Genomic DNA, 24,344 nt, shown 5'->3' with positions numbered 1-24,344 from the left:
TCTGTGCGCTACATGCCCCGGGTCATTCAGGCGGTGGTTCTTGCAGGCGTTCAGGCGCCCAGTTCGCGTACCAGCGAGTCGCGGGTGATCTCGCTGATCGACTTGGCACCGGTCAGCACCATGGCCACGCGCATTTCCTTTTCGAACAGCTCAAGCAGGTTTTTCACGCCGGCCTGGCCATGCACGGCAAGGGCATAGAGGAAGGCGCGGCCGATCAGGACGGTGTCGGCACCTAGGGCGATCATGCGCACCACGTCCAGGCCACTGCGAATGCCCGAGTCGGCCAGAATCTTCAGGTCACCTTTGACCGCGTCGGCAATGGCCGGCAGGGCACGGGCGCTGGACAGCACGCCGTCGAGCTGGCGGCCGCCGTGGTTGGACACCACGATACCGTCGGCACCGAACTTGACCGCATCGCGGGCGTCATCGGCATCGAGAATGCCCTTGATGATCATCGGGCCGTCCCAGAACTCGCGGATCCACTCCAGGTCCTTCCAGGAAATGGACGGGTCGAAGTTGTTGCCCAGCCAGCCGATGTAGTCGGCAAGGCCGGTGGGGTTGCCACGGTATTTGGAGATGTTGCCCAGGTCATGCGGGCGGCCCATCACGCCCACATCCCATGCCCACTCGGGGTGGGTCATGGCTTGCAGCACGCGGCGCAGCGGGCCGTTCTTGCCGCTCATGCCAGAGTGGGCGTCGCGGTAGCGGGCACCGGGTACGGGCATGTCCACGGTGAACACCAGGGTCTTCACGCCGGCGGCCTTGGCGCGCTCCAGCGCATTGCGCATGAAGCCGCGGTCCTTGAGCACATACAGCTGGAACCACATCGGCCGGTTGATGGCGGGCGCCACTTCTTCGATCGGGCACACCGACACGGTCGACATGGTGAACGGGATGCCATGGGCGGCCGCCGCGCGTGCGGCCTGCACCTCGCCACGGCGGGCGTACATGCCGGTGAGGCCGACCGGGGCCAGGGCCACCGGCATGCTCAGGGTTTCGTCGAACAGCTTGGTTTCCAGGCTGAGCTCGGACATGTTGTTCAGCACGCGCTGGCGCAGGGCGATGCCGGCCAGGTCCGAGACGTTGTGGCGCAGGGTGTGTTCGGCGTAGGCGCCGCCGTCAGCGTAGTGGAACAGGAAGGGGGGCAGCTTGCGTTGGGCCGCGGCGCGATAGTCGGTAGAGGCAGAAATGATCATGGATTCTCGCAGCGTTGCTTGTGGGAGTGCCGGGCGCGCGACGGCGCCCGGCCCCTTTCACTTTAGTGATGAACCAGCATGCCGGTCAGCCAGTAAGCCTGGACCAAGGTGATCAGGCCGACGATGGTGGCGAAGAACAGGCTGTGCTTGACGGTGAAGCGGAACAGGTCGGATTCCTTGCCGACCAGGCCGGTAGCGGCGCAGGCCACGGCGATCGATTGCGGCGAGATCATCTTGCCGGTTACGCCGCCGCTGGTGTTGGCCGCCACCAGCAGGGTGTCGTTGACCCCGATCTGGTGCGCGGTGGTGGCCTGCAGCGAGCTGAACAGGGCGTTGGACGAGGTGTCCGAGCCGGTCAGGAACACGCCCAGCCAGCCGAGGAACGGCGAGAAGAACGGGAACGCGGCGCCGGTACCGGCCAGCACCAGGGCCATGGTCGAGGACATGCCCGAGTAGTTGGTGACGAAGGCAAAAGCCAACACCATGCCGATCGACAGAATCGGCCAGCGCAGTTCCCAGAAGGTTTCTTTGAAAGTGGTAAGACCAGTTTTGAAGTTGATCTTCAGCACCGCCATCGAGATCAGCGCCGAAAGGAAGATCGCGGTGCCGGTGGCCGAGATCGGGTCGAGCTTGAACACCGCTGGCATGGCGGTTGGCGCGGCAACGATCGGTGCGGTCTTGATCACCAGCTGGTCGAGGTGCGGGATGGCGAAGTTGAACACGAAGTTGTACATCGCGCCGCCCGGAGCGAAAGCCGCCTTGAAGGGCTTCAGGGTCCAGATGGTGACCAGCACGGTGAGGATCAGGAACGGCGACCAGGCCTTGAAGATCTCGCCAAAGCTGTACGGGCTAGGCTGGCTGCCGCTTGGCTGCACAACGGCTGCGCCGACACTGCCTTTGGCCTCGCTGAACGCACGCTTGGGCTGCCAGACTTTCAGGAACAGGGTAAGGCAGATCAGGCTGGCCAGTGCCGAGGTGATGTCTGGCAGTTCCGGGCCGATGAAGTTCGAGGTGAAGTACTGGGTGACGGCAAAGCTCAGGCCGGCAACCAGGGCGGCAGGCCAGGTTTCCTTCACGCCACGCAGGCCGTCCATCATGAACACCAGCCAGAACGGCACGAACAGCGACAGCAGCGGCAGCTGGCGGCCGGTCATGGCGCCGATGTGGAAGGCGTCGATACCGGTAACCTGGCCGGCCACGATGATCGGGATGCCCAGGGCGCCGAAGGCCACTGGCGCGGTGTTGGCGATCAGGCACAGGCCGGCAGCGTACAGCGGGTTGAAGCCCAGGCCCACCAGCAGGGCGGCAGTGATGGCCACCGGTGCGCCAAAGCCTGCCGCACCTTCGAGGAAGGCGCCGAAGCAGAAGCCGATCAGCAGCACTTGCAGGCGCTGGTCGTCGGTAATCGACAGCACCGAGCTGCGGATCACTTCGAACTGGCCGCTCTTGACCGTGAGTTTGTACAGGAACACCGCGGCAACGATGATCCAGGCAATTGGCCAGAGGCCATAGAGGAAGCCGTAACCTGCGGCGGCGAGGGCCATGTCGACAGGCATCTGGAAGGCGAAGATCGCCACCAGGATCGACAGCGCGAGGGTGATGCTGCCCGCTACGTGGCCCTTGAGGCGGAACACGGCGAGGGCCAGGAAGAAGAACACGATAGGGATGACCGCCGCCAGTGCGGACAGGCCAAGACTACCAAGCGGGCTATAGAGTTGTTGCCAGGTTTGCATATGGGGTGGCCCCTAATTGTTGTTGGTCAGGCACTGGCATTGGATAATTGGTAAGACCAATTTACAATGGCTGGGCGCTAGGTTAAAAGCGCTGCCGTAGGTGTGTCAATTTGTCCTGTGCAAAACTTTGGTCGCGTACCGATGAGCGGGCATCTGATGTGCTGGGAAAATCGCGGCTTGATGGGTGTTTGCGTGGCCTGGATCGGCGAGAATAGGCACCCCCTGAAATTTGCCGGGGGGTTTGTGGAGAGCATGTGATGGTTTTTGATCAGGTACGCCAACGGCGCCTGTCCGACGACATTGTCGATCGGCTGGAAGGGATGATTCTGGAAGGCACGCTGACCTCGGGGCAGCGGCTGCCGGCCGAGCGCGTCCTGGCCGAGCAGTTTGGTGTGTCCCGCCCGTCACTGCGTGAGGCGATCCAGAAGCTGGTGGCCAAGGGGCTGCTGGTCAGCCGTCAGGGCGGGGGCAATTTTGTGGCGGAGTCGTTGGGGTCCACCTTCAGCGACCCGTTGCTGCAGTTGCTCGAACACAGTGCCGAAGCGCAGCGTGACCTGCTCGAGTTCCGCCATACCCTGGAGGCGTCCTGCGCCTATTACGCTGCCCAGCGTGCCACCGAGCCGGACCGGGCGCGGTTGAAGGCGGCCTTCGATACGCTGCAGGACTGCTATGCCAGGGTCGATGAGGTGACCCGTGCGGAAGAGGGCGCGGCTGATGCGCGCTTCCACCTGGCGATCGCCGAGGCCAGCCATAACGCGGTGTTGCTACACACCATCCGGGGGCTGTTCGACCTGCTCAAGCGTAACGTGGTGACCAACATCGGCGGCATGTACCAGCAGCGCACCGAAACCCGGGACATGCTGATCAGCCAGCACCGGGAACTGTACCTCGCGATTGTCGAGGGCAGGGCGGAGGATGCGCGAGAGGTGTCCAGCCGGCACATTTTGTATGTGCAGGAGGTGCTGCATGAGGCGCACGAAGAAGCCCAGCGGGTGGCGCGGGCAGAGCGGCGCAGCGGGCGCTGAGAGCACGTTCTTTGTGCTGTAACGCGGGGCCTGTGGGAGCGGCCTTGCGTCGCGAAAGGGTCGCAGAGCGGCCCCAGGATCGGCGTCGATGCGCAGATTGCTGGGGCTGCTTCGCAGCCCTTTCGCGACACAAGGCCGCTCCCACAGCGGCCAGGCAGGCTGGTTAGTCTTCCTTGCCCTTGTTCCGCACAGCCCGCTGCAGCTCGCGGTTGGAATCGCGTTCGCGCATGGTGTCGCGCTTGTCGAATTCCTTCTTGCCCTTGCCCAGTGCGATTTCGCACTTGATCAGGTGCTTGCTCCAGTACAGCGCCAAAGCCACACAGGTGTAGCCTTTTTGCGCCACAGCCGCTTCCACGCGCTCGAGCTCGCGCTTGTTCAGCAGCAGCTTGCGGGTGCGTGTAGGGTCGGCGATGACGTGGGTGCTGGCCGTGGTCAGCGGGGTGATGTGGCTGCCGAACAGCCAGGCCTCACCGTCCTTGAGCAGCACGTAGCTGTCAGTCAGGTGCGCCTTGCCGGCTCGCAGGCTTTTTACTTCCCAGCCGGACAGGACCAGCCCGGCCTCGAACTTGTGTTCGATGAAGTAATCGTGTCGCGCTTTCTTGTTTTGCGCGATGGTCCCGGTCGGATGTTTTTTTTGCTTAGCCATAGGGGCGGCATTATAGGCAAGTCCGCGCGTCGTCCGCTATGGGATTTCGGTGTGCTTGAGCCACTGGAATGAATACCGGACAATACAAACCCTGTCATACGCACAGAACCTGTTTTCGGCACGCTGCGAAGCGCCGCCACCCAGCCTTGGAAGTGACGCCTGGATGACTACCCATATTCAACGCTCCGCCCTGCTGCCATACCCCGCCCAGGCGCTTTACGATCTGGTCAACGATGTGGCCAGCTACCCTGAGTTTTTGCCGTGGTGCTCGGCCTCGACGGTGATCGAAACCAGCGATACACACATGCGTGCCAAGCTCGAAGTGGCCAAGGGGGGTATGAGCCAGCACTTCGTGACGCGTAACGTGCTGGTGCCGGGGCAGTCCATCGAGATGAACCTCGAAGAAGGGCCGTTCACCCAGCTGCATGGTGTTTGGGTGTTCAAGCCACTGGGTGAAAAAGCCTGCAAGATCAGCCTGGACCTGTCCTTCGATTACGCCGGGCCGATTGTGCGCGCCACGTTGGGCCCGCTATTCAATCAGGCGGCGAATACGCTGGTCGATGCGTTCTGCCAGCGTGCCAAGCAATTGAATGCCTGACGTATAAGGCGCAAACAAAAAGCCCGGACCAGGTCCGGGCTTTTTTGCATCTGCTGCTCGCGGTTAGCGAGTTTCCAGCGGTGCGGGGGTCGGGACCGGGGTGGTCTCGATGGTGTCGATCTCGCGCTGGATGGACTCTTCGGTCGAACCAGGCTTGGCCGGTTTTTCTTCAGGTTGCGCTGCTGGCTGTTCGGCCTGGCCTGGCTCGGTGGCTGGGCTGACGGTGGTGTCGCTGCTGCCGCCGAGGATTTCCTGATCGCGGCTGACGCCTGGCATGAAGTCGCCAGACAGGCTGACCAGTTGATCGCTTTCGTTGAAAAATACACTCATGCGTTCTTGCTGACGCTTACCGCCACCAGGCTGCAGGCTGTACAGGTAATCCCAGCGATTGGTGTTGAAGGTGTCCTGAATCAGCGGGTTGCCCATGATAAACCTTACTTGCCGGCGGGTCATTCCCGGGCGTAATTGGTCTATCATGTCTTGCGTGACGACATTGCCCTGCTGGATGTCGATTTTGTAAACCCCGGGAAACGAGCAACCGGCGAGTGCGAGCAGTCCCACTAGGGTGAGGCTGGTTAGCAAGAGCTTGGTGTTTTGCATCGGTGGGCGACTTCCACTATCTTGGCTGGACAACGTAAACCCCGATCATACCCGTATTAAGAGAAGCTGCGAAGCAGCATCGGCGAGAAAGCTGACCATGGTTGAAAATAGCGAATTGCGCAAAGCCGGTCTCAAGGTGACCCTGCCTCGAGTCAAGATCCTTCAGATGCTCGACTCTACCGAGCAGCGTCACATGAGTGCAGAGGATGTCTACAAGGCGCTGATGGAGGCTGGCGAGGATGTAGGCCTGGCCACCGTCTATCGCGTGCTGACCCAGTTCGAGGCGGCGGGTCTGGTGGTTCGCCACAACTTCGACGGCGGTCATGCAGTGTTCGAGCTGGCCGATGGCGGTCACCACGACCACATGGTGAACGTGGATACCAGTGAAGTCATCGAATTCATGGACGCCGAAATCGAGAAGCGCCAGCGCGAGATCGTAGCCGAGCATGGCTTCGAGCTGGTGGACCACAATCTGGTCCTGTACGTGCGTAAGAAGAAGTAACGATTTTTCGTTATGGATAGCAAAGGCGACCTTCGGGTCGCCTTTGTGCTTTATAGCCGGGCTGAAAGAGTGTGAGATTCCTGTGGGAGCGGCCTTGTGTCGCGAAAGGGCTGCGGGGCAGCCCCAGCGATAGGTGGGTTGAAGCTGAAATCCTGGGGCCGCTTTGCGACCCTTTCGCGACGCAAGGCCGCTCCCACAGGGATCGCGCCAGCTTTTAGAAATTGAGCAAGACAGCTGCTCCCACAGGATTGAGCCAGCTTTTAGAAATTGAGCAAGACAGCTGCTCCCACACGGATCGCGCCAGCTTTTAGAAAATTGAGCAAGACAGTTGCTCCCACAATGACTGCGTCTGCCGGGCAGGGGCTCAGGCCTTGCCGCTCACCACCATCTTGCGTGCATGGGCCAGGGATTCCTTGGTCAGGTCGATACCGCCGAGCATCCGCGCCACTTCTTCCACGCGCTCGCGCTTGCCAAGGCTAGCCACGGCGGTGTGGGTGGTGTCGCTGTTGCGCACCTTGTGCACGAACAAATGGTGATGCCCCTGCGCCGCCACCTGCGGCAGGTGGGTCACGGTCAGTACCTGGCCGCGCTCGCCCAGGCGCCGCAGCAGTTGGCCGACGATTTCTGCCGTTGGCCCGCCAATACCCACGTCGACTTCGTCGAACACCAGGGTAGGAATGCGCGAGGTCTGTGCGGTAATGACCTGGATCGCCAGGCTGATACGTGACAGTTCGCCACCCGACGCCACCTTCGCCAGGGCCTTGAGCGGCTGGCCAGGGTTGGCACTGACCAGCAGTTCGATCTGCTCCAGGCCATGGGGTGACAGTTCGGCGCCTTCGTTCGCTGTCAGTTCGATGCAGAAGCGCCCGCCAGGCATGCCCAGGCGCTGGATTTCCTGCTCCACTGCGCCTGCCAGCTGCTGCGCCGCTTGCTGGCGCAGGCCGCTGAGTTCGCGCGCCTTCTCTTTATAGTGCTGGGCGTAGGCGGCAAGCTCTTCGCCCAGCCGCTCGATCGACTCGTCACTGGCGTTAAGGCCTTCCAGCTCCTCCATCAGTTGCTGTTGCAGGTGGGGCAGCTCGGTGGGGTGCACCCGGTGTTTGCGCGCCAGGGTGTAGATGGTGTCCAGGCGCTCTTCCAGGGCTTGCAGGCGCATCGGGTCGGCGTCGAAGTTGTCGAGGAAGCGGTTGAGTTCGCCCACGGCTTCCTCGACCTGAATCTGCGCGCTGGCGATCAGGTTGGCCGCTTCGTTCAGTGCCTTGGGCGAGTTGGTGGCGGCGCCCAGGCGGTTAAGGCTGGAGGTGAGGGCGCTCAGCACATTGCCCGAATCACTCTCGCTGCACTGGTCGATGACCTGGCGGCAGATGCCGAACAGGGCTTCGGCGCTGGTCAGGTTCTTGTGTTCCTGCTCCAGCTGCTCCAGTTCGTGCTCGCCCAGGCCGAGGTTGTCCAGTTCTTCCAGCTGGTAACTGAGCAACTGGTGGCGGGCGCGCTGCTCGTCGCCCGAGTTGGACAGGCGCTCCAGCTCCAGGCGGGTCTGGTTCCAGCGCTTGGCTGCAAGCTGTACCTGGCGGGCCAGGTCGACGGCGCCGGCATACTCGTCAAGCAGGCGGCGGTGGGTGTCGGTCTTGAGCAGGGACTGGTGCTCGTGCTGGCTGTGGATATCGATCAGCAGTTCGCCCAGCGCCTTGAGGTCGCCGAGCGGGCAGGGCGTGCCGTTGATGTAGCCGCGGCTGCGGCCTTCGGCGGTAATCACCCGGCGCAGGATGCACAGGCCTTCGTTGTCCAGGTCGCGCTCGGCCAGCCAGGTGTGGGCTTCGGGAATGTCCACCAGGTCGAACGTGGCGAGGATGTCTGCCTTGTCGGTGCCGGGGCGCACCACGCCGCTGTCGGCACGGTCGCCCAGGGCAAGGCCGAGGGCGTCGAGCATGATCGATTTGCCGGCACCGGTCTCGCCGGTGATGACGGACATGCCACGGGCGATTTCGAGGTCGAGGTGCTCGACGATGGCGTAGTTGTGAATGGACAGGTGCACCAGCATGGGGGCGGCTCCCGGAAATCAGGTCTGGTTATTTATACAGTACTTTTTTCAGGCCTGCCAATGCCCCTTCGCAGATTCTGTTGCAGCCTCGAAAACCACCTTGCCCCTTGAACCTGGTTTTTCCGGCCCCATATAGCCGACATCCAAGGCGAGCCTGGCTCGCAGTCCACAAAATTGCGCAGGAGAGACCCCATGGCTGATGAGCAGCTGAACGAGAAAGACCTTAACGTGGAAGAAACCGGTGCAGGCAATGCAGCTGATACCCGTGTTCTGGAGCTCGAGGAACAGCTGGCCGCAGCCAAGGACCAGGCGCTGCGCGCCGTTGCCGACCTGCAGAACGTACGCCGTCGTGCCGAGCAGGATGTGGAAAAAGCCCACAAGTTCGCCCTGGAGAAGTTCTCCAGCGACTTGCTGCCGGTGATCGACAGCCTGGAACTGGCCCTGGCTCACTCCAGTGCCGAGGATGAGCACGTCAAGCAGATCCGCGAAGGGGTCGAGCTGACCCTGAAGATGTTCCAGGACACCCTCAAGCGCTACAACCTTGAAGCTGTCGACCCGCACGGCCAGCCGTTCAACCCTGAGCACCACCAGGCCATGGCCATGCAGGAAAACGCCGAGGTCGAGCCAAACAGCGTGCTGAACGTGTTCCAGAAGGGCTACCTGCTGAACGGCCGCCTGCTGCGCCCCGCCATGGTGGTGGTCAGCAAGGCGCCGAGCGCGGCGCAACCCTCGATCAATGAAAAGGCTTGAAATCCTTCGGGGCATCCCCATCTAGGTGTCAAGCCTTCAAGTATTACCGCAGTTGGCCAAAGTAGTCGCTGCTACCAAATTCAAGTTTCGGGAGAGTTAACATGGGTAAAATCATCGGTATCGACCTGGGGACCACCAACTCGTGCGTCTCCATTCTGGAAAACGGTAACGTCAAAGTCATCGAAAACGCCGAAGGTGCGCGTACTACCCCTTCGATCGTGGCCTACGCCAACGATGGCGAAATCCTGGTTGGCCAGTCGGCCAAGCGCCAGGCGGTCACCAACCCGCACAACACCCTGTTCGCAGTGAAGCGCCTGATTGGCCGCCGCTTCGAAGAAGATGTCGTGCAGAAAGACATCAAGCTGGTGCCGTACAAGATCGTCAAGGCGAACAACGGTGACGCCTGGGTCGAGGCTGCTGGCAAGGAAATGGCTCCGCCGCAGATCAGCGCCGAAGTCCTGAAGAAAATGAAGAAGACCGCCGAAGACTACCTCGGCGAGCCAGTCACCGAAGCGGTCATCACCGTTCCGGCCTACTTCAACGACAGCCAGCGTCAGGCGACCAAAGACGCCGGCCGCATCGCTGGCCTGGACGTAAAACGCATCATCAACGAGCCGACTGCCGCTGCACTGGCGTATGGCATGGACAAGGCCAAGGGCGACCACACCGTCATCGTTTATGACCTGGGTGGTGGTACCTTCGACGTTTCGGTCATCGAAATCGCCGAAGTCGACGGTGAGCACCAGTTCGAAGTACTGGCTACCAACGGCGACACCTTCCTGGGTGGCGAAGACTTCGACATGCGCCTGATCGACTACCTTGTCGACGAGTTCAAGAAAGAGTCGGGCATGGACCTGAAGAACGATCCTCTGGCCCTGCAGCGCCTGAAAGAAGCCGCAGAAAAAGCCAAGATCGAGCTGTCGTCCGCTCAGTCGACCGACGTCAACCTGCCGTACATCACTGCAGATGCCACCGGTCCTAAGCACCTGAACGTGAAGATCTCCCGCGCCAAGCTGGAGTCGCTGGTCGAAGACCTGGTCAAGCGTACCATCGAGCCTTGCCGCATCGCCCTGAAAGACGCCGGCATCGACGCCAGCAAGATCGACGACGTGATCCTGGTCGGCGGTCAGACCCGCATGCCGCTGGTGCAGAAGGAAGTGGCCGACTTCTTCGGTAAAGAAGCGCGCAAGGACGTGAACCCGGACGAAGCCGTCGCCATGGGTGCTGCCATCCAGGGTGCGGTACTGGCCGGTGACGTGAAGGACGTACTGCTGCTGGACGTCAGCCCGCTGACCCTGGGTATCGAAACCATGGGTGGCGTGATGACCGCGCTGATCGAGAAGAACACCACCATCCCGACCAAGAAGTCGCAGGTGTTCTCGACTGCCGACGACAACCAGAGCGCCGTGACCATTCACGTGCTGCAAGGTGAGCGTAAGCAGGCTGCGCAGAACAAGTCGCTGGGCAAGTTCGACCTGGCTGACATTCCGCCAGCACCGCGCGGCGTGCCGCAAATCGAAGTGACCTTCGACATCGACGCCAACGGCATCCTGCACGTAGGTGCGAAAGACAAGGCCACCGGCAAGACTCAGTCGATCGTGATCAAGGCCAACTCCGGCCTGTCGGACGAAGAGATCGAGCGCATGGTGCGTGACGCCGAGGCCAACGCCGAGGAAGACCGCAAGTTCGAAGAGCTGGCGGCTGCCCGTAACCAGGGTGACGCGCTGGTTCACTCGACCCGCAAGATGGTCGCTGACGCAGGTGACAAGGTTACCGCTGAAGAGAAAACCGCCATCGAGGCCGCCGTTGTTGCCCTGGAAGCCGCTGTCAAAGGCGACGACAAGGCTGCCATCGACGCCAAGGTTGAAGAGCTGTCCAAGGTCTCTGCCCCGGTTGCCCAGAAGATGTACGCCGAGCAGTCGGCTGAACAGCCTCAGGGTGGCGCGCAGCAGGCCGAGCCGGAAGCCAAGCACGATGACGTGGTTGACGCCGAGTTCGAAGAAGTGAAAGACAACAACAAGCAGTAATCCCTGCATGTTGTCGGCCGGTTCACCGTCGTTTGCCGGTGAGCTGGTAGGATGTCGCCGCGCGGGGGCTTGCTCCCGCGTTGGCGTATCTGGAATTCGAGAATTTTTACAGCATCTGTCAGCGGCTCTTGAGGGCCGTAAGTGGGTGCTGATGGCGTGGCGCAGATGCCACACGCCCAACAAGGTGCAAATGACCTATGTCCAAGCGTGATTATTATGAGGTCCTGGGTGTCGAGCGCGGCGCCACTGAAGCGGACCTCAAGAAGGCTTACCGCCGTTTGGCGATGAAGTACCACCCGGACCGCAACCCGGGCGATAAAGAATCGGAAGACAAGTTCAAGGAGGCCAACGAGGCCTACGAGGTGCTGTCAGACGCGAGCAAGCGTGCGGCCTTCGACCAGTATGGCCATGCGGGTGTCGACCCAAGCATGGGTGGCGGTGGTGCTGGCTTTGGTGGTGCCAATTTCTCCGACATCTTCGGCGATGTGTTCAGCGACTTCTTCGGCGGCGGCCGCGGGGGTGGTCGAGGCGGTGCCCAGCGCGGCAGCGACCTGCGCTACACCCTGGAGCTGAACCTGGAAGAAGCGGTGCGTGGCACCACGGTCAGCATCCGCGTGCCTACCCTGGTCAACTGCCAGCCTTGCGACGGTTCCGGTGCCAAGAAGGGCTCGACCCCGTCCACCTGCCCGACCTGCGGTGGTATCGGCCAGGTGCGCATGCAGCAAGGCTTCTTCTCGGTGCAGCAAACCTGCCCGCGCTGCCATGGCCAAGGCAAGATCATTACCGACCCGTGCACTTCGTGCCATGGTGAAGGGCGTGTCGAGGAATACAAGACGCTGTCGGTCAAGGTGCCGGCAGGTGTCGATACCGGCGACCGCATCCGTCTGTCGGGTGAGGGCGAGGCCGGTACTCATGGTGGCCCGACTGGCGACCTGTACGTGGTGATCAGCGTGCGTGAGCACGAAATCTTCCAGCGCGATGGCAAGCACTTGTACTGTGAAGTGCCGATCAGCTACACCGATGCTGCCCTGGGCGGCGAGCTGGAAGTGCCGACCCTGGATGGTCGCGTGAAGCTGAAGATTCCGGAAGGCACCCAGACCGGTAAGCAGTTCCGTCTGCGTGGCAAGGGTGTTGCCCCGGTGCGTGGGGGTGGTGCGGGTGACCTGCTGTGCCGTGTGGCCGTAGAAACCCCAGTCAATCTCAGTCGCCGTCAGCGCGAGCTGCTCGAAGAGCTGCGTGATTCGCTGGAAGGGGACAGTTCCCACTCGCCCAAGGCCAGCGGCTGGTTCGATGGTGTGAAGCGCTTCTTCGGCGATCTCTGACAAGGAACAGGTTATGCGACGTATTGCAGTGATGGGCGCGGCGGGGCGGATGGGCAAAACCCTTATCGAAGCCGTGCAACAAACCTCGGGCGCGGGGCTGACCGCGGCGATCGATCGCCCTGACAGCTCGTTGGTCGGGGCTGACGCCGGAGAGCTGGCGGCACTTGGCCGAATTGGCGTGCTGTTGTCTGACGACCTGGCCAAGGTTGCCGACGAGTTCGATGTGCTGATCGATTTCACTCACCCCTCGGTGACCCTGAAAAACCTCGCGTTCTGCCGCAAGCACGGCAAGGCGATGATCATCGGCACGACCGGTTTTACAGTCGAAGAGAAGCAGCTGTTGGCCGAAGCTGGCAAGGACATTCCAATCGTGTTCGCCGCCAACTTCAGCGTGGGGGTCAACCTTAGCCTCAAGCTGCTGGATATGGCTGCGCGGGTGCTGGGCGATGATGTCGATATCGAAATCATCGAGGCGCACCACCGGCACAAGGTCGATGCGCCGTCGGGTACTGCACTGCGCATGGGTGAAGTGGTTGCCAATGCGCTGGGCCGTGATCTGCAGGAAGTGGCCGTGTATGGCCGTGAAGGGCAAACCGGCGCGCGCGATCGCAAGACCATCGGTTTCGCTACCGTGCGTGCCGGCGATGTGGTGGGCGATCACACCGTATTGTTCGCTGCCGAAGGCGAGCGCCTGGAAATCACCCACAAGGCCTCCAGCCGCATGACCTTCGCCAAGGGTGCCGTACGTGCGGCGCTGTGGCTGGATGGGCGCGAGCCTGGGCTGTACGACATGCAGGATGTGCTTGAACTGCGTTAAGTCGTGAGTGGGGTGTTGGCTGCTTCGCGGGCTTGCCCGCTCCCACAGGTACAGGGTTGCTCTTGGGCTGGTGCGATCCCTGTGGGAGCGGGCGAGCCCGCGAAGAGGCTGGCGTGGATGTCAGCCTGTCGCATCGATGTGTTTTAGAGACACATATCCGGTAGACCGAAAACACACTTTTCTGTAAGCTACAGCTTTAGTGTGTCCACTAAAAGCGCGCAGCGAATTGAATTCAGCACATGAAAGCGGGGTGACGTGTCCATACGTCACTCCGCTTTTTTGCAACCTGCGATCGCCCTTTCATGCTTGATTTACGGGAGGTCTTCTTGACAAAGCCAGCCATACTCGCCCTTGCCGACGGCAGTATTTTCCGCGGTGAAGCCATCGGTGCCGACGGTCAGACCGTTGGTGAGGTGGTATTCAACACCGCTATGACCGGCTACCAGGAAATCCTTACAGACCCTTCCTACGCGCAGCAAATCGTTACCCTGACCTACCCGCACATCGGCAACACCGGTACTACTCCGGAAGACGCCGAGTCGAACCGCGTCTGGTCCGCTGGCCTGGTCATCCGTGACCTGCCGCTGCTGGCCAGCAACTGGCGTAACACCCAGTCGCTGCCTGAGTACCTCAAGGCTAACAACGTCGTTGCCATCGCCGGCATCGACACCCGTCGCCTAACCCGTATCCTGCGTGAAAAGGGCGCCCAGAACGGCTGCATTCTGGCGGGTGACAACATCAGCGAAGAAGCCGCCATCGCCGCTGCCCGCGGCTTCCCGGGCCTGAAGGGCATGGACCTGGCCAAGGTCGTCTCCACCAAGGAACGTTACGAGTGGCGCTCCAGTGTGTGGGAGCTGAAAACCGACAGCCACCCGACCATCGACGCTGCCGACCTGCCGTACCACGTGGTTGCCTTCGACTATGGCGTCAAGCTGAACATCCTGCGCATGCTGGTGGCCCGCGGCTGCCGCGTGACCGTGGTGCCAGCCCAGACCCCGGCCAGCGAAGTGCTGGCACTCAACCCGGACGGCGTGTTCCTGTCCAACGGCCCGGGTGACCCTGAGCCGTGCGACTACGCGATCCAGGCGATCAAGGAAATCCTCGAAACCGAGATCCCGGTATTCGGCATCTGCCTCGGCCACCAGCTGCTGGCCCTGGCTTCCGGCGCCAAGACCGTGAAAATGGGCCACGGCCACCACGGTGCCAACCACCCGGTCCAGGACCTGGATACCGGTGTGGTCATGATCACCAGCCAGAACCACGGCTTCGCCGTTGACGAGGCGACCCTGCCGGGTAACGTTCGCGCCATTCACAAGTCGCTGTTCGACGGCACCCTGCAGGGTATCGAGCGTACCGACAAGAGCGCGTTCAGCTTCCAGGGCCACCCTGAAGCGAGCCCTGGCCCGACCGACGTCGCGCCTCTGTTCGATCGTTTCACCGATGCCATGGCCAAGCGCCGCTGAGCATCCTGCTTCAAGGCCCCGGGCCGGCATACGCCGCGCCCGGCAGCGCCTGACCCAGATTGTTCAAAGCGGCTTGCCGACTGACCCCGGATTTGAGTGACCACCATGCCAAAACGTACAGACATCAAAAGCATCCTGATTCTCGGCGCTGGCCCGATCGTGATCGGCCAGGCCTGCGAATTCGACTACTCCGGCGCGCAGGCCTGTAAAGCCCTGCGCGAGGAAGGTTTCCGCGTCATCCTGGTGAACTCCAACCCAGCCACCATCATGACCGACCCGGCCATGGCCGACGCCACCTACATCGAGCCGATCAAGTGGCAATCGGTGGCCAAGATCATCGAGAAAGAGCGCCCGGACGCCGTCCTGCCGACCATGGGTGGCCAGACCGCCCTGAACTGCGCCCTGGACCTGGAGCGCCACGGCGTTCTGGAGAAGTTCGGCGTAGAGATGATCGGTGCCAACGCTGACACCATCGACAAGGCCGAAGACCGCTCGCGCTTCGACAAGGCCATGAAGGACATCGGCCTGGAGTGCCCGCGCTCCGGTATCGCCCACAGCATGGAAGAGGCCAATGCGGTCCTCGAGAAGCTCGGCTTCCCATGCATCATTCGCCCCTCGTTCACCATGGGCGGCACCGGCGGCGGTATCGCTTACAACCGTGAAGAGTTCGAGGAAATCTGCACCCGTGGTCTGGACCTGTCGCCGACCAAAGAGCTGCTGATCGACGAATCGCTGATCGGCTGGAAGGAATACGAGATGGAGGTGGTCCGCGACAAGAAGGACAACTGCATCATCGTCTGCTCGATCGAGAACTTCGACCCGATGGGTGTGCACACCGGTGACTCGATCACGGTTGCCCCGGCACAGACCCTGACCGACAAGGAATACCAGATCATGCGCAACGCCTCGCTGGCGGTGCTGCGTGAAATCGGTGTGGAAACCGGCGGTTCCAACGTCCAGTTCGGCATTTGCCCGAACACCGGCCGCATGGTCGTCATCGAGATGAACCCGCGCGTATCGCGTTCGTCCGCCCTGGCCTCCAAGGCCACCGGCTTCCCGATCGCCAAGATCGCCGCCAAGCTGGCCATTGGTTACACCCTCGACGAGCTGCAGAACGACATCACTGGCGGTCGCACCCCAGCGTCCTTCGAGCCGTCGATCGACTACGTCGTCACCAAGCTGCCACGCTTCGCCTTCGAGAAATTCCCGAAAGCCGACGCCCGCCTGACCACCCAGATGAAATCCGTGGGTGAAGTCATGGCCATCGGCCGTACTTTCCAGGAATCCCTGCAGAAAGCCCTGCGCGGCCTGGAAGTCGGCGCCTGCGGCCTCGACCCGAAAGTCGACCTGGCCAGCCCGGAAGCCGCCAGCATCCTCAAGCGCGAACTGACCGTGCCGGGTGCCGAGCGTATCTGGTACGTGGCTGACGCCATGCGTTCGGGCATGACCTGCGAAGAAATCTTCAATCTGACCGGCATCGACATGTGGTTCCTGGTGCAGATGGAAGACCTGATCAAGGAAGAAGAGAAGGTCAAGACCCTGGCCCTGTCGGCAATCGACAAGGACTACATGCTGCGCCTCAAGCGCAAGGGCTTCTCGGACCAGCGCCTGGCAGTCCTGCTGGGCATCACCGACAAGAACCTGCGTCGCCACCGCCACAAGCTGGAAGTGTTCCCGGTGTACAAGCGCGTCGACACCTGCGCCGCCGAGTTCGCCACCGACACCGCCTACCTGTACTCCACCTACGAGGAAGAGTGCGAGGCCAATCCGTCGACCCGCGACAAGATCATGATCCTGGGTGGCGGCCCGAACCGTATCGGCCAAGGTATCGAGTTCGACTACTGCTGCGTACACGCAGCCCTGGCGCTGCGTGACGACGGTTACGAGACCATCATGGTCAACTGCAACCCGGAAACCGTCTCCACCGACTACGACACTTCCGACCGCCTGTACTTCGAGCCGCTGACCCTGGAAGACGTGCTGGAAGTCTGCCGCGTCGAGAAGCCGAAGGGCGTGATCGTTCACTACGGCGGCCAGACCCCGCTGAAGCTGGCCCGCGCTCTGGAAGAAGCTGGCGTGCCGATCATCGGTACCAGCCCTGACGCCATCGACCGCGCCGAAGACCGTGAGCGCTTCCAGCAGATGGTTCAGCGCCTGAACCTGCTGCAGCCGCCAAACGCCACCGTGCGCAGCGAAGAAGAAGCCATCCGTGCTGCCGGCAGCATCGGCTACCCGCTGGTCGTGCGTCCGTCCTACGTACTGGGCGGCCGTGCCATGGAGATCGTCTACGAGCTGGACGAGCTCAAGCGCTACCTGCGTGAAGCGGTACAAGTGTCGAACGACAGCCCGGTACTGCTCGACCACTTCCTCAACTGCGCCATCGAGATGGACGTGGATGCGGTGTGCGACGGCACCGACGTGGTCATCGGCGCGATCATGCAGCACATCGAGCAGGCCGGCGTACACTCCGGCGACTCGGCGTGCTCGCTGCCACCTTACTCGCTGAGCAAGGAAGTGCAGGACGAAGTCCGCGTTCAGGTCAAGAAAATGGCGCTGGAGCTGGGCGTGGTCGGCCTGATGAACGTGCAGCTGGCCCTGCAGGGCGACAAGATCTACGTGATCGAAGTCAACCCGCGTGCCTCGCGTACCGTACCGTTCGTGTCCAAGTGCATCGGCACGTCCCTGGCGATGATCGCGGCCCGCGTCATGGCGGGTAAAACCCTGAAAGAGCTGGGCTTCACCCAGGAAATCATCCCGAACTTCTACAGCGTGAAGGAAGCCGTCTTCCCGTTCGCCAAGTTCCCAGGGGTTGACCCGATCCTCGGCCCTGAGATGAAATCGACCGGTGAAGTCATGGGTGTCGGTGACAGCTTCGGTGAAGCCTTTGCCAAAGCCCAGATGGGTGCCAGCGAAGTGCTGCCGACGGGCGGTACCGCGTTCATCAGCGTGCGCGACGACGACAAGCCACAAGTGGCCGGCGTTGCCCGCGATCTGATCGCCCTGGGCTTCGAAGTGGTTGCCACTGCCGGCACCGCCAAGGTTATCGAGGCGGCTGGCCTGAAAGTGCGCCGTGTGAACAAAGTGACCGAAGGTCGCCCGCACGTGGTCGACATGATCAAGAACGACGAAGTGTCGCTGATCATCAATACCACCGAAGGTCGCCAGTCGATCGCCGACTCCTACTCGATTCGTCGCAATGCGCTGCAGCACAAGATTTACTGCACCACTACCATTGCGGCTGGTGAAGCCATCTGCGAAGCGCTGAAATTCGGTCCGGAAAAGACCGTTCGTCGCTTGCAGGATCTGCATGCAGGACTGAAAGCATGAGCATTACCAAATACCCGATGACCGTCCAGGGCGCTCGCGCCCTGGAAGAAGAGCACCTGTTCCTGAGCAAGACCGAGCGTCCGCGCCTGAGTCAGGCCATTGGTGAAGCGCGTGAGCTGGGTGACCTCAAGGAAAACGCCGAATACCATGCCGCCCGCGAGGAGCAGGGCATGGTCGAAGCGCGTATCCGTGATATCGAAGGCCGTCTGCAGAATTCGGTGGTCATCGATGTGACCACCATCCCTCACACCGGCAAGGTGATTTTCGGTACCACCGTGGTACTGGCCAACACCGAAACCGATGAAGAGGTGACCTACCAGATCGTTGGCGAGGATGAAGCTGACGTGAAGCAGGGCAAGCTGTCGAGCGGTGCACCCATTGCCCGTGCCATCATCGGCAAGGAAGAAGGTGATACTGTCGTCGTCAAGACGCCTAGTGGCACGGTCGAGTACGAGATTGTCGAAGTCAAGCACATCTGACCGACGCCTGCGGGCGCCGTCCCTCGAGGGGATCCTCTGGCAACTGGCCCAGGTTTTCTGGGTCGGTGGCCTGTGGGTGTTCCATGTAGGGCTGGTGCCTGCGCTCAAGGTCAGTGGCCTGGCCCCGCTGCTGGTACAGGATATCGCCGGGCAGATCGACCGCTGGTTGATCGGCGTGGCGTTGCTTGGCTTGTTGACCCAGCTGGCAGTGCTGGCGAGGGTGGACGGCCTGGCGGCCTGGTGGCGGCAGTTCCGCGGCCAGATGCTGTTGCTCGGCTTTGGTGCCTGCGTGGGGTATTACACCTTGCGCTACGGTATTTCCGTGGGCGAGCGCTGGCAGATGTTCTGCTTCCTGGTGCTGGGTTTTTCCGGCATCGTGCTGGTGGCCCAGCCGGTACCGGTCAGGGCGCGTTCACCGCGCCACTGATCGGAGCTACCGTTACTTGTAACGGTGGATGTTGGACAGCTGCTTGTTCGGCTGTGGGTTCTTGCGGTAGATCAGGGCTTTCTTGCCGATGGTCTGCACCAGCTCGGCACGGCCGGCCTTGCACAGCTCGGCGATGGTCTCGGCGCGTTCTTCGCGGTCTTCCGAGCGAATTTCGACCTTGATCAGCTCATGGTCGACCAGAGCGCGCTCCAGTTCGGCGATCACGCCTTCATTCAAACCGTTGCCAGCAACGATCAGGACCGGCTTCAGGTCATGACCAATGGACTTGTATTGCTTCTTCTGCTCGTTATTGAGCGGCATAATCTGACCCTTTCCGTCTGATTCTGTAAAATTGACCGGCATTTTACCCGAGGGCCACCGGCTCCGCCCAGTCAATCACGACGCATATCATCGAGGTGCCCCGTGGTACAACGTTCCAAAAGCAGCGCAAACTGGCTGCGAGAGCATTTCAACGACCCTTTTGTGAAGCAGGCGCAGAAGGATGGGTATCGCTCGCGTGCGAGCTACAAACTGCTGGAGATCCAGGAGAAGGACCGCCTTATCCGCCCAGGCATGAGCGTGATCGACCTCGGCGCGGCCCCTGGTGGCTGGTCCCAGGTGACCAGTCGTCTGATTGGTGGCCAGGGTCGCCTGATCGCTTCCGACATTCTGGAAATGGACTCGATCGCCGACGTAACCTTCATTCAGGGTGACTTCACCCACGACGAAGTGCTGCAGCGCATTCTCGAAGCGGTGGGCGATTCGCATGTAGACCTTGTCATTTCCGACATGGCCCCCAATATGAGTGGTACGCCCGCGGTGGACATTCCGCGTGCCATGTTCCTCTGCGAGCTGGCCCTCGATCTGGCGACCCGCGTACTCAAGCCCGGGGGCGACTTCCTGATCAAGATTTTCCAAGGCGAAGGTTTTGACGTGTACCTCAAGGACGTGCGCAGCAAGTTCGACAAGGTACAAATGCGCAAGCCGTCGTCGTCACGGGACCGTTCCCGCGAGCAATACCTGTTGGGCAGGGGCTTCAAAGGGTAATGAAAGGTGTGAAGCGGGGTGGTCGATAGTTAATTCCAATCGGCCACTGCGTCAGGATCGTCCGAACTTCGTGTAGTCTAGCTTTCACAAAGGGTTACAGACGGTGCCTGCGGCTGCGTAGGTAATGTAGTAAGTTAGGGCGATGAATATCATGCGAGGCACGGCTGCGTCGTGCGCCGGCCTCAGAGGGTAGCTAATTGAACGACATGGCAAAGAATCTGATCCTGTGGTTGATCATCGCAGCTGTCCTGGTGACAGTGATGAACAACTTCTCCAGCCCTAACGAGCCGCAGACCCTCAACTACTCCGACTTCATCCAGCAGGTCAAGGATGGCAAGGTCGAGCGTGTGACCGTCGATGGCTACATCATTACTGGCAAGCGCACCGATGGCGACAACTTCAAGACTGTGCGCCCGGCCATCACCGACAATGGCCTGATCGGCGATCTGGTCGACAACCACGTGGTCGTCGAAGGCAAGCAGCCTGAGCAACAGAGCATCTGGACGCAGTTGCTGGTGGCGAGCTTCCCGATCCTGGTGATCATTGCCGTGTTCATGTTCTTCATGCGCCAGATGCAAGGGGGCGCGGGCGGCAAGGGCGGGCCGATGAGCTTCGGCAAGAGCAAGGCACGCCTGCTGTCCGAAGACCAGGTCAAGACCACGCTGGCTGACGTTGCGGGCTGCGACGAGGCCAAGGAAGAGGTTGGCGAGCTGGTCGAGTTCCTGCGCGATCCGGGCAAGTTCCAGCGCCTGGGCGGCCGTATCCCGCGCGGTGTGCTGATGGTTGGCCCACCCGGTACCGGTAAGACCCTGCTGGCCAAGGCCATTGCGGGCGAGGCGAAAGTACCGTTCTTCACCATTTCCGGTTCGGACTTCGTGGAAATGTTCGTGGGTGTCGGTGCCAGCCGTGTGCGCGACATGTTCGAGCAGGCCAAGAAGCACGCCCCGTGCATCATCTTCATCGACGAAATCGACGCCGTTGGTCGCCATCGTGGCGCCGGCATGGGCGGCGGTCACGACGAGCGTGAACAAACCCTCAACCAGTTGCTGGTGGAGATGGACGGCTTCGAGATGAACGATGGCATCATCGTCATCGCCGCCACCAACCGTCCGGATGTGCTCGACCCTGCGCTGCTGCGCCCCGGCCGCTTCGACCGCCAGGTGGTGGTTGGCCTGCCGGACATTCGTGGTCGCGAGCAGATCCTCAAGGTGCACATGCGCAAGGTGCCGATCGGCGAGAACGTCAACCCGGCGGTCATCGCACGTGGTACCCCAGGCTTCTCCGGCGCCGACCTGGCCAACCTGGTCAACGAGGCTTCGCTGTTTGCTGCGCGTTCCAACAAGCGCCTGGTCGAAATGAAAGAGTTCGAGCTGGCCAAGGACAAGATCATGATGGGCGCTGAGCGCAAGACCATGGTCATGTCCGAAAAGGAAAAGAGAAACACGGCCTATCACGAGGCTGGCCACGCCATTGTCGGTCGCCTGGTGCCTGAGCACGACCCGGTCTACAAGGTTTCGATCATCCCGCGTGGTCGTGCCTTGGGTGTGACCATGTTCCTGCCGGAAGAAGACCGCTACAGCCTGTCCAAGCGTGCGCTGATCAGCCAGATCTGCTCGCTGTATGGCGGCCGTATCGCCGAGGAGATGACCTTGGGCTTCGATGGCGTGACCACCGGGGCGTCCAACGACATCATGCGCGCCAGCCAGCTCGCCCGTAACATGGTGACCAAATGGGGCCTGTCCGAGAAGCTTGGCCCGCTGATGTATGCAGAGGAAGAGGGCGAGGTGTTCCTCGGCCGCAGTGCCGGCAGCCAGCATGCCAGCGTGTCCGGCGAGACGGCCAAACTGATCGACTCCGAGGTGCGCAGCATCATCGATCAGTGCTACGCCACTGCCAAGCAGTTGCTGATCGACAACCGCGACAAGCTCGAGGCGATGACCGAAGCGCTGATGAAGTACGAGACCATCGATGCCGATCAGATTGACGACATCATGGCTGGGCGCACACCACGTGAGCCACGTGATTGGGACGATGACAAGCACTCGGGCACGCCCGCGGCCCAGGATGAGCGTCCGGAATCGCCAATCGGCGGCCCAGCGGCTGAACACTAAGGGCATCTATGAGCTCAGTGCAGTACCCCACCCGGTTGCCTTGCGGCAGCCGGGTTCTTGATTTGTCGCATACCCATGTCATGGGTATTCTCAATATCACCCCCGATTCCTTCTCCGATGGCGGTCGCTTCAGTCAGCGCGACGAGGCCCTGCGCCACGCCGAAGCGATGGTTGCCGCCGGCGCAACGCTGATCGACATCGGTGGCGAGTCCACGCGCCCAGGTGCGCGCGCAGTCTCGGTGACCGAAGAACTGGAGCGTGTGGCGCCAATGGTCGAGGCCATCAACAGCCGCCTCGACGTGGTCATTTCGGTCGATACCTCTACGCCTGCCGTCATGCGTGAAGCGGCACGCCTGGGGGCCGGTCTGATCAACGACGTGCGGGCCCTGGAGCGCGACGGCGCCTTGGACGCTGCGGCGGATACCGGTCTGCCGGTGTGCCTCATGCACATGCGTGGCGAGCCAGGCAACATGCAGGACGATCCGCAGTACCAGGACGTGACCGCCGACGTCACCCGTTATCTTGAACAGCGGATGGCCGCCTGCGCGGCAGCGGGCATTGACGCTGATAGAATCATCCTTGACCCGGGCTTCGGTTTCGCCAAGACACTGGCGCACAATCTGAGCCTGTTCAAACACATGGAAGCGCTCTATCGCCTTGGGCGCCCACTGCTGGTGGGCGTTTCACGAAAGAGCATGATCGGCCTGACGCTGGAACGTCCGGTCGGCGAGCGCTTGTACGGCAGCCTTGCGCTGGCGGCGTTGGCCATGACCAAAGGGGCGAGCATCCTTCGGGTACATGACGTGGCCGAAACCGTTGATGTGGTACGCATGATCGCTGCGGTGCAAAACGCCGAATAAGAACATTGGAGTCCCTATGAGCAGAAAATACTTTGGTACCGACGGCATTCGTGGCCGCGTCGGCGAATACCCGATCACGCCTGACTTCATGCTGAAGCTTGGCTGGGCGGCCGGCATGGCCTTCCGCAAACAAGGCCATTGCCGCGTCCTGGTGGGCAAGGACACGCGTATCTCCGGCTACATGTTCGAGTCCGCACTCGAAGCCGGCCTGTCCGCGGCAGGTGCCGATGTGATGCTGCTCGGGCCGATGCCGACACCGGCCATCGCTTACCTCACGCGTACCTTCCACGCCGAAGCCGGCATCGTCATCAGTGCCTCGCACAACCCGCACGATGACAACGGCATCAAGTTCTTCTCGGGTCAGGGCACCAAGCTGCCGGACGAGGTCGAGCTGATGATCGAAGAGCTGCTCGACCAACCGATGACCGTTGTCGAGTCGGGCAAGCTGGGCAAGGTTTCGCGTATCAACGATGCCGCCGGCCGTTACATCGAATTCTGCAAGAGCAGCGTGCCGAGCAGCACCAGCTTCGACGGCCTCAAGCTGGTGGTCGACTGCGCCCATGGTGCTACCTACAAGGTTGCGCCCAGCGTATTCCGTGAGCTGGGTGCCGACGTGACCGTGCTGCATGCGCAACCGGACGGCCTGAACATCAACGAAGGTTGCGGCTCGACACACATCGAATCGCTGCAGGCTGCTGTACTGGTCGGGCATGCCGATCTCGGCATTGCCTTTGACGGTGACGGCGATCGCGTGCTGATGGTCGACCACACGGGCGCCATCGTCGACGGTGACGAGCTGCTGTTCATCATCGCTCGCGACCTGCAGGAGCATGGCAAGCTGCAAGGCGGGGTGGTCGGTACGCTGATGAGTAACCTGGGCCTGGAGCTGGCGCTCAAGGACCTGGACATCCCGTTTGTGCGGGCCAAGGTCGGCGACCGTTACGTCATGGCCGAGCTGTTGGAGCGTGAATGGCTGGTCGGCGGTGAAAACTCCGGTCACGTCGTGTGCTGCAACCACACCACCACCGGCGATGCGATCATTGCCGCGCTGCAGGTGCTGATGGCGCTCAAGCGGCGGGGTGAAACCCTGGCTCAGGCCCGTCAGGCCCTGCGCAAGTGCCCGCAGGTGCTGATCAATGTGCGCTTTGGCGCCAGCAAGGTCGACCCGCTGGAGCACCCCGCCGTCAAGGAAGCCAGTGCCAAGGTTACCGATGCGCTGGCGGGGCGTGGTCGCGTGCTGTTGCGCAAGTCCGGTACCGAGCCGCTGGTGCGGGTCATGGTTGAGGGCGAAGACGAAAGCCAGGTGCGGGCCCATGCTGAAGCACTGGCCAAACTGGTCAGCGAAGTTTGTGTCTGAAGGCGCTTGCCAGCGCAGA

At 61.7% G+C, this 24,344-nt stretch carries 21 protein-coding genes; 15 read left to right on the top strand and 6 right to left on the bottom strand.

Annotated elements, in window-relative coordinates; translation table 11 throughout:
- Nucleotides 1-50: 50 nt before the first annotated feature.
- Both lldD and ACF8Q6_RS23275 read right to left on the bottom strand, forming a co-directional pair.
- Nucleotides 51-1,196 (bottom strand): FMN-dependent L-lactate dehydrogenase LldD, encoded by a 1,146-nt coding sequence (gene lldD, locus ACF8Q6_RS23280; protein ID WP_003249907.1) that lies wholly within the window; start codon nt 1,194-1,196, stop codon nt 51-53.
- A gap of 62 nt (nt 1,197-1,258) precedes the next feature.
- Nucleotides 1,259-2,929: a lactate permease LctP family transporter gene (locus ACF8Q6_RS23275; protein WP_010955372.1), complete on the bottom strand. Its 1,671-nt coding sequence runs from the start codon at nt 2,927-2,929 to the stop codon at nt 1,259-1,261.
- Between the two features lie 257 nt (nt 2,930-3,186).
- Between ACF8Q6_RS23275 and ACF8Q6_RS23270 the strand changes: the two genes are divergently transcribed.
- A complete protein-coding gene (locus ACF8Q6_RS23270) occupies nt 3,187-3,954 on the top strand; it encodes an FCD domain-containing protein (RefSeq protein WP_003249911.1) in 768 nt (255 codons plus the stop codon).
- Nucleotides 3,955-4,117: 163 nt separating this feature from the next.
- Here ACF8Q6_RS23270 and smpB read toward each other — a convergent pair whose 3' ends face one another.
- A complete protein-coding gene (smpB, locus tag ACF8Q6_RS23265; RefSeq protein WP_014592415.1) occupies nt 4,118-4,600 on the bottom strand; it encodes an SsrA-binding protein SmpB in 483 nt (160 codons plus the stop codon).
- A 163-nt stretch (nt 4,601-4,763) separates the two neighbouring features.
- Here smpB and ACF8Q6_RS23260 point away from each other — a divergent pair, with 163 nt between their 5' ends.
- The gene (locus ACF8Q6_RS23260) at nt 4,764-5,198 is read left to right on the top strand and encodes a type II toxin-antitoxin system RatA family toxin (RefSeq protein ID WP_003249916.1); all 435 of its coding nucleotides are present in this window, start codon (nt 4,764-4,766) and stop codon (nt 5,196-5,198) included.
- A gap of 63 nt (nt 5,199-5,261) precedes the next feature.
- Here ACF8Q6_RS23260 and ACF8Q6_RS23255 read toward each other — a convergent pair whose 3' ends face one another.
- Complete coding sequence (locus ACF8Q6_RS23255; RefSeq protein ID WP_023390041.1) at nt 5,262-5,798, bottom strand: outer membrane protein assembly factor BamE; 537 nt, start codon at nt 5,796-5,798, stop codon at nt 5,262-5,264.
- Nucleotides 5,799-5,895: 97 nt separating this feature from the next.
- On the opposite strand from ACF8Q6_RS23255, the gene fur reads away from it, so the two are divergent.
- A complete protein-coding gene (gene fur / locus ACF8Q6_RS23250) occupies nt 5,896-6,300 on the top strand; it encodes a ferric iron uptake transcriptional regulator (protein WP_003249922.1) in 405 nt (134 codons plus the stop codon).
- Between the two features lie 364 nt (nt 6,301-6,664).
- Here fur and recN read toward each other — a convergent pair whose 3' ends face one another.
- Nucleotides 6,665-8,338 carry a DNA repair protein RecN gene (gene recN, locus ACF8Q6_RS23245; protein WP_003249924.1) on the bottom strand — a complete coding sequence of 558 codons (1,674 nt, stop codon included), beginning with the start codon at nt 8,336-8,338 and terminating at the stop codon, nt 6,665-6,667.
- A gap of 192 nt (nt 8,339-8,530) precedes the next feature.
- On the opposite strand from recN, the gene grpE reads away from it, so the two are divergent.
- The 8 genes from grpE (at nt 8,531) to ACF8Q6_RS23205 (ending at nt 18,950) form a co-directional block, all read left to right on the top strand.
- Nucleotides 8,531-9,088, top strand: a complete 558-nt coding sequence (gene grpE, locus ACF8Q6_RS23240) for a nucleotide exchange factor GrpE (protein WP_012053755.1) — start codon at nt 8,531-8,533, stop codon at nt 9,086-9,088.
- Nucleotides 9,089-9,189: 101 nt separating this feature from the next.
- Nucleotides 9,190-11,115 (top strand): molecular chaperone DnaK, encoded by a 1,926-nt coding sequence (gene dnaK / locus ACF8Q6_RS23235; protein WP_010955366.1) that lies wholly within the window; start codon nt 9,190-9,192, stop codon nt 11,113-11,115.
- A gap of 197 nt (nt 11,116-11,312) precedes the next feature.
- Complete coding sequence (dnaJ, locus tag ACF8Q6_RS23230) at nt 11,313-12,437, top strand: molecular chaperone DnaJ (protein WP_003249931.1); 1,125 nt, start codon at nt 11,313-11,315, stop codon at nt 12,435-12,437.
- Nucleotides 12,438-12,450: 13 nt separating this feature from the next.
- Nucleotides 12,451-13,254, top strand: coding sequence for a 4-hydroxy-tetrahydrodipicolinate reductase (gene dapB, locus ACF8Q6_RS23225; RefSeq protein WP_012053753.1), 804 nt, complete (start codon nt 12,451-12,453; stop codon nt 13,252-13,254).
- A gap of 326 nt (nt 13,255-13,580) precedes the next feature.
- Nucleotides 13,581-14,717, top strand: a complete 1,137-nt coding sequence (gene carA, locus ACF8Q6_RS23220) for a glutamine-hydrolyzing carbamoyl-phosphate synthase small subunit (RefSeq protein WP_003249935.1) — start codon at nt 13,581-13,583, stop codon at nt 14,715-14,717.
- Nucleotides 14,718-14,822: 105 nt separating this feature from the next.
- The gene (gene carB, locus ACF8Q6_RS23215) at nt 14,823-18,044 is read left to right on the top strand and encodes a carbamoyl-phosphate synthase large subunit (protein WP_003249937.1); all 3,222 of its coding nucleotides are present in this window, start codon (nt 14,823-14,825) and stop codon (nt 18,042-18,044) included.
- A 2-nt stretch (nt 18,045-18,046) separates the two neighbouring features.
- Complete coding sequence (greA, locus tag ACF8Q6_RS23210; RefSeq protein WP_024717413.1) at nt 18,047-18,523, top strand: transcription elongation factor GreA; 477 nt, start codon at nt 18,047-18,049, stop codon at nt 18,521-18,523.
- Entirely contained in the window at nt 18,501-18,950 is a 450-nt protein-coding gene (locus ACF8Q6_RS23205; RefSeq protein WP_012053750.1) for a hypothetical protein, read from the top strand. The genes greA and ACF8Q6_RS23205 overlap by 23 nt, the downstream gene beginning before the upstream one ends.
- Before the next feature lie 12 nt (nt 18,951-18,962).
- Here the strand turns inward: ACF8Q6_RS23205 and yhbY are convergent, their stop codons facing one another.
- Nucleotides 18,963-19,271, bottom strand: a complete 309-nt coding sequence (yhbY, locus tag ACF8Q6_RS23200) for a ribosome assembly RNA-binding protein YhbY (RefSeq protein WP_003249945.1) — start codon at nt 19,269-19,271, stop codon at nt 18,963-18,965.
- Nucleotides 19,272-19,373: 102 nt separating this feature from the next.
- Between yhbY and rlmE the strand changes: the two genes are divergently transcribed.
- From rlmE to glmM, 4 genes are all read left to right on the top strand, one after another.
- Nucleotides 19,374-19,997, top strand: a complete 624-nt coding sequence (gene rlmE / locus ACF8Q6_RS23195; RefSeq protein WP_003249947.1) for a 23S rRNA (uridine(2552)-2'-O)-methyltransferase RlmE — start codon at nt 19,374-19,376, stop codon at nt 19,995-19,997.
- A gap of 206 nt (nt 19,998-20,203) precedes the next feature.
- Nucleotides 20,204-22,108 carry an ATP-dependent zinc metalloprotease FtsH gene (gene ftsH / locus ACF8Q6_RS23190; RefSeq protein ID WP_012053749.1) on the top strand — a complete coding sequence of 635 codons (1,905 nt, stop codon included), beginning with the start codon at nt 20,204-20,206 and terminating at the stop codon, nt 22,106-22,108.
- Between the two features lie 8 nt (nt 22,109-22,116).
- Nucleotides 22,117-22,968, top strand: coding sequence for a dihydropteroate synthase (gene folP / locus ACF8Q6_RS23185; protein ID WP_010955359.1), 852 nt, complete (start codon nt 22,117-22,119; stop codon nt 22,966-22,968).
- 16 nt (nt 22,969-22,984) lie between these two features.
- The gene (glmM, locus tag ACF8Q6_RS23180) at nt 22,985-24,325 is read left to right on the top strand and encodes a phosphoglucosamine mutase (RefSeq protein WP_239606833.1); all 1,341 of its coding nucleotides are present in this window, start codon (nt 22,985-22,987) and stop codon (nt 24,323-24,325) included.
- Nucleotides 24,326-24,344: the final 19 nt, after the last annotated feature.

The organism is Pseudomonas sp. GLN_2, from assembly GCF_043106005.1.
GTDB classification, from domain to species: domain Bacteria; phylum Pseudomonadota; class Gammaproteobacteria; order Pseudomonadales; family Pseudomonadaceae; genus Aquipseudomonas; species Aquipseudomonas alloputida.
The sequence above is the reverse complement of the archived record's forward strand: the minus strand, read 5'-3'. Positions and strand labels throughout refer to the sequence as shown.